This is a genomic window from Rathayibacter sp. AY2B9 (assembly GCF_002931595.1).
Lineage (GTDB): Bacteria > Actinomycetota > Actinomycetes > Actinomycetales > Microbacteriaceae > Rathayibacter.
In genome coordinates this window covers 1-5470 of the sequence record NZ_PSUB01000032.1, presented here as the reverse complement: position 1 = coordinate 5470, position 5470 = coordinate 1, and the positions used below count along the sequence as shown (strand labels likewise).

Sequence of the window (5470 nt, the reverse complement as noted above, 5' to 3'; positions counted from 1 at the left end):
GCGTGTGTGGCGGTGCGGTTCGGGTGAGCGGGGGCGTGTGTGGCGGTGCGGTTCGGGTGAGCGGGGGCGTGTGTGGCGGTGCGGTTCGGGTGAGCGGGGTGTGAGGCGGTGCGGTTCGGGTGAGGGGGGGCGTGTTGCGGTGCGGTTCGCGTGAGCGGGGCGGGTTGCGGTGCGGTTCGCGTGAGCGGGGCGGGTTGCGGTGCGGTTCGCGTGAGCGGGGCGTGTGGCGGTGTGTATGGCGGGGTGTTGCGCCGGTGTCCTGCGCGCGCCGTCCCGAGGACGGCTGGGATGTGCGGCGTCGGCGGCGGTGATCCCTCCCTCCACAGGAGGGCCTCACGCCGGTTCTCCACGGATGTGACGATCCATCGCTTCCGTGTCGGTGGTCGCTGATTGAATACACGTATGCTGATGATCAGCGGGTCGACAGCAGCGGAGGCGGTGCTCAGCGAGGTGCGTGCTCGCGGCGACCGAGCCGCGGCGCTGGCCCGCTCGGCGTCCCCGCTGCTCCTGGCCGCGGCCGAGGAGCTGCACGCCGGGCACCGGGCCGCGCTCGAGCATCCGGAGTCGTTCGCCCGCGGCTCGGCGCCCCACGCGTCGAGCGACCTCGCCGAGCGGTCGATCCGCGCGGAGTTCGCGGTCGCCCTCGGAGTCTCCGAGCGGGTCGCCTCCCGCGAGCTCGACCACGCGCGCCTCCTCGTCGAGGACCTGCCGACCACCCGCGCCGCCCTCGCCGGGGCGCGCCTGCGGTGGGAGGCGGGCCAGGTCGTCTGCGCCGTCGCGGCCACCCTGCCTCCGGGCTCCCGCGCCGCGTTCGATACGCGGGCGGCCGAGCTCGCGGCCCGCACCACGCCGACCCAGCTGCGGCGCGCTCTGGCCCGACTGCGGGAGGAGCTCCACGAGCAGCCCCCCGCCGAGCGCCACCGACGTGCCCGCGAGGACCGCGCGGTCTGGCTGACCCCCGAGGTCGACGGCATGGCGACGCTCTGCGCCCTCCTCCCCGCCCCGGTCGCCGTGGGGGCGTACAGCCGCCTCGACCGGATCGCCCGGATCCTCCGCGACGGCGCCGAGGGGCCGGCGGGGGCGGAGTCGCCTGCCGCCACGGATGCGGGCTCCTGCGGAGCGGAGTCCAGCGGGACGACCGGAGCGGAGCCCGCCGGGACCACCGGGGCGGGCGCCGTCGATGCGATCTCCCGAGCGGGCGACGCGCGGACCCTCGCCCAGCTGCGAGCCGACGCTCTCGCCGACCTCCTCTGCGATGCGGACGTCATCGGCACGGTGCCCGACCCGGTCGGCGCCGATCGGCCCGTTCCGACCCTCGTCACCGGCGTGCGCGCCGAGGTGCGGGTCACCCTGTCGGCGAGCACCGCGTCCGGCGCCGACGACGCCTCCGCCGAGCTCGACGGCTACGGCCCGATCCCGGCAGACGTCGCCCGGAGCCTCGTCCCCGCGACCGTCACCCGCGTGCTGACCGAGCCCCGGACGGGCGCCGTCCTCTCGGTCGGGCGCACACGCCGACTGCCGCACCGCGAGCTGCGGCTCCTCCTCCAGCTCCGCGACGTGACCTGCCGCTTCCCCGGCTGCACCCGCTCCGCCGCGGGCTCCGAGGCCGACCACGTCGTCGAGTGGCGAAACGGCGGCGGCACCGACCCCGCCAACCTCGCCAGCCTCTGCGTCGCCCATCACCACGTGCGGCACGGCGACCGCTGGACCTACGTCCTCCACCCCGACGGCACCGCCGACTGGACCACCCCCACCGGCCGCCGCATCACCACGCGCCCGCCGGGCCTCGAGGCACGGCTCCGTCCAGGCCCACCGGCGACCCCGAGGTTCGAGGACCGGCCGCCGCCGTTCTGACACTGTGCCGTGCTGACACGCTGCCGTGCTGACGTGCTGACGTGCTGACGTGCTGACGTTCTGCGTTCTGCCATGCTGCCGTGCACCCCTGAGGGAATCGGCCGTCGGGCGGGTTCGGCGCATTGCGCGGGTTCGCACTGGTGATCGGGCCGTGCTGTCGCTCGGAGGCGAGTGCTCAGCGACCTACCGCCGCGCCGCTGACGCTCGGATCTGCGCCTTCGCTCGGGTTCACGCGGCCGCACCGTCGCACCACCGCCGCACCACTGCCGCTGAGGCGCGGACCGTCACCGGGGCCGCACCGTCGCCTGACGCCGTGCCGACACCAGGGCCGTGCCGCCGCCTTGCGCCATGCCGCCGTTCGGCCACCACGATGCAGCACCTCAGCACCTCAGCACCTCAGCACCTCAGCGCGCGCTGAACCTCCGTCGAGCGCCGTCGCGACGGCCCGCCGTTCGGTCAGCGCGTCTCGCGACTGCGCTGGCGCCCCGCACGGCCCCACGGCTGATCCGGCGGGGTGCGCAGTCCGGGCGCGCAGTCCGGGCGCGCCCGCGCGGTCAGTCGGCGACGCGGAGGAGCACCTCGCCCGTCGTCCCGCCCCGCGGCCGCCCCGCAGCCGCGACGCAGCCGTCCCGCAGCCGCCCCGCAGCCGCCCCGCAGCCGCGACGCAGCCGCCTCACCGCCGCGACGCTACGCCGCTAGGAAGCGGTCCGCCGTCCGCAGCGAGAGCGCCATCGTCGCGAGCGCCGGGTTCGCGATCAGCGCGCTCGGGAACACCGAGTTGTCGCACACCCAGAGGTTCGGCACGTCGAAGCTGCGGCCGTCCGCGTCGATCACGGCGTCGCCCGCGTCGGTGCCCATCCGCACGGTGCCGAGAGTGTGCGCCGTGCGCGCCATCACCCGCGTGCTCGTCGCGCCCGCCGCCTCCACGATCGCGGTCATCGTCCGGATCGCGTGCCGGTCGATCGCCTCCTCGTTGGCGCCCGCCGAGAACGTGATGCGCGCCTTCGGCACCCCGTGCTCGTCCAGCTCGTCCGTCAGTTCCAGCCGGTTGCCGTCGGCGGGCAGGCACTCCGCGTTGATCCCGACGCCAGCCGCGAAGCGGTAGCCGTCGAGCGCGTCCATCAGATCGCGGCCCCAGAGTCCCGCGCCGCGGGCGAGCGTCGTCGCGTAGGTCAGCGGCATCACTCCGAGGCTCTGGATCAGGTAGCCGCCCGCGAAGTCCGCGTCGGCCGGGCGGACGGTGTCCTCGGTGATCACCGAGGAGGGGTAGCCGCGGTAGCCGCGCATCTCGTTCTCGAAGGTGCCCCAGACCTGGGTCGCCCCGTGCGCCAGGAAGTTGCGGCCCACCTGGCCGCTGCTGTTCGCGATGCCGGTGTGCAGGAGGAGCCGGGGCGTCTCGACGCCGCCCGCGCAGAGGAACAGGGCGGAGCAGCGCTGCCGGTGCTCCACTCCGCCGCTCGTGTAGACCACGGCGCACACGCGTCCCGCGGCGTCCAGCTCGATCCCGTGCACGAACGAGTCGGCCCGGATCTCGGCACCGGCCCGCACCGCCTCCGGCAGGTAGGTCACGTCCATGCTCGTCTTCGCGCCGGTCCGGCAGCCCTGATGGCACTGGCCGCAGTTGACGCAGGAGGGCCGGCCGTCGTCCCGCGGGCCGCTGAGCACGGCGGCGGGCGCGTCGGTCGCGCGCATCCCGATCGCCGCGCAGCCGCGCAGCATCATGTCGGCCGAGGCGTTCCGCGAGAGCGGGCCCTGCAGGTAGCGGCGCGACGGGTCCCACGGGTACTCGGCCGGGCCCGCCACTCCGATCGTCGCCTCCACCTTCTCGATGTACGCGGTGAGCTCGGCGTGCTCGATCGGCCAGTCGCGGCCGACGCCGGAGTCGCTCCGGAGCCGCAGGTCGCGCGGGTCGGGGCGGGGCGTGAACGCTCCCCAGTGCAGCGTCGAGCCGCCGACCCCGCGGCCGCTGTTGTTCTGCCCGAAGGCGGTGGGGGTCTCGCCTCCGCTGAGGCGCTCCTCCATCCAGTTGATCTCGACGGCCGCCGTCTCGTCGGCGGTGTGGCCGAGCGGATCTAAGTGCGGCCCGGCCTCGAGGGCGACGACCCGCAGCCCTCGAGCGGCGAGCACCGAGAGCAGGGGCGCTCCGCCTGCCCCGGTGCCGATCACGACGGCGTCGACCGTCTCGTCGAGCGGGAAGCGGCGCATGCCGGTCGTGTTCATCGGTGACTCCTCGTCGTCGGTTCCCAGGTCTCGCGGTCGTCGGCGCCGAGCAGGCGGAAGCCCGTCACGAGCGGCAGCGTGTCGCCGCCGCTGGCGTAGCCGTCATAGCCGATCCGCGCCATCGACGCGGGGTGGGCCAGCCACTGCTTCACGAGGTCGACGCGGCAGTCCTCGAACCATGCGGTCAGCTGCTCGGCACCGAGCCCGCCGGCCGAGCCGTCGCCGGGCTCCGCGGAGCCGTCGGCGATCGCGGTGAGGCGCGCGTCCTGCTCGGCGGGGCCGAGGCCGGCGAAGCCCCGGAGGGTGTCGAGCGCCAGACCGTAGGCGATCGGGTCGGCCGGCAGGTCGGCGTTGCGCCAGCCGTCGCCCTCGCCGTTCGCGAGCTGCGTGTCCACCCGCGCGGCCAGGTCGATCCGGCCGCCCTCCTGCGGGACGACCCGGTCGGCGATCGCCCGCAGCTCCGCGAGCTGGGCGACGGTCAGGGCGCGCGGCGCGTACTCAGGGTCGTCGGCGAGCGCGCGCACGGCCAGCAGCCCGCGCACCCGCGTGGAGGTCCGGGCGGAGGCGATGGCAGCGCCGACGTCGGCCGGGACCGACGGCGCCGTGCCGGCCTCCTCCTCCCAGAACCGGCGGATCGCCGCCGCCACCTCGACCGGGCGCTCGAACGGCAGCAGGTGGCCCGCCCCGGCGAGCGTGAGCAGCCGGGCACGGGAGTAGAGGGAGCCGTTCAGGCGGCGCTGCGCGTCGGCGCCGAGGTCGCCGTCCTCACCGCCCGCGATCAGGAGCGCGGGCACGGCCCCGAGGGCGGCCTCTCCGGTGCGGTCCTCGCGGCTGCCGTGCTCGAGCCAGTCGCGCCAGCCCTCGGGGGAGTAGCGGCGCAGCTCGGCCAGCACCTCCGCGTCGGCGTCGGCGGGCAGCGGCGAGCCGACGTTCTGGTCGACGAACTCGCGCGCCTGCGCCTCGTCGAGGTGCCCGTCGTCGACCCAGCCGAGCATGGTCGAGCGGCGCTCCTCCTCCATCGGCTCGGGCGAGAGCGGCGACCCGGCGAGGAGCACGACGCCCGCGAGCCCGAACAGGCCCGAGCGGCCGGTGACCGTGCGGGAGGCCACGAGCGAGGCGATCTTCCCGCCCATGCTGTGCCCGAGGAGCAGCCAGCGGGAGGAGCCGTGCTCGCGGATCCGGCGGATCGTGGCAGCGGTCATCTCCTCGAGCGAGGTCCCGGATCCACCGGGCAGGTCGAGCGCGACGAGGTCCGCGACGTCGGCGAGCTCGCGGCCGAGCGCGTCGAAGGCGCGGCCGTCGAGCCCGATACCGGGCAGGGCGAAGAGGGTGGGGCGGGGGCTGGTGGACACGGGCGTCCTGTCGGATCGGCCGCGCCACGGCGGTGGGGAGCGGG

General features: G+C 75.7%; 3 protein-coding genes. 1 reads left to right on the top strand and 2 read right to left on the bottom strand.

Annotated features, from left to right (window positions below; translation table 11 throughout):
- The first annotated feature begins 402 nt into the window (after positions 1–402).
- Complete coding sequence (locus C5C25_RS16085; protein WP_104251183.1) at positions 403–1854, top strand: HNH endonuclease signature motif containing protein; 1452 nt, start codon at positions 403–405, stop codon at positions 1852–1854.
- A 687-nt stretch (positions 1855–2541) separates the two neighbouring features.
- On the opposite strand, the gene C5C25_RS16080 is transcribed toward C5C25_RS16085, so the two are convergent.
- Together C5C25_RS16080 and C5C25_RS16075 are read right to left on the bottom strand one after the other, a co-directional pair.
- Entirely contained in the window at positions 2542–4074 is a 1533-nt protein-coding gene (locus tag C5C25_RS16080) for a GMC family oxidoreductase (protein ID WP_104251182.1), read from the bottom strand.
- Entirely contained in the window at positions 4071–5426 is a 1356-nt protein-coding gene (locus C5C25_RS16075) for an alpha/beta hydrolase (protein WP_104251181.1), read from the bottom strand. The genes C5C25_RS16080 and C5C25_RS16075 overlap by 4 nt, the downstream gene beginning before the upstream one ends.
- Between the last annotated feature and the right edge of the window lie 44 nt (positions 5427–5470).

Excerpts from the sequence above, each read along its gene's own strand:
- C5C25_RS16085 (WP_104251183.1), top strand. The coding sequence starts at position 403 with ATGCTGATGATCAGCGGGTCGACAGCAGCGGAGGCGGTGCTCAGCGAG.
- C5C25_RS16080 (WP_104251182.1), bottom strand. The coding sequence starts at position 4,074 with ATGAACACGACCGGCATGCGCCGCTTCCCGCTCGACGAGACGGTCGAC.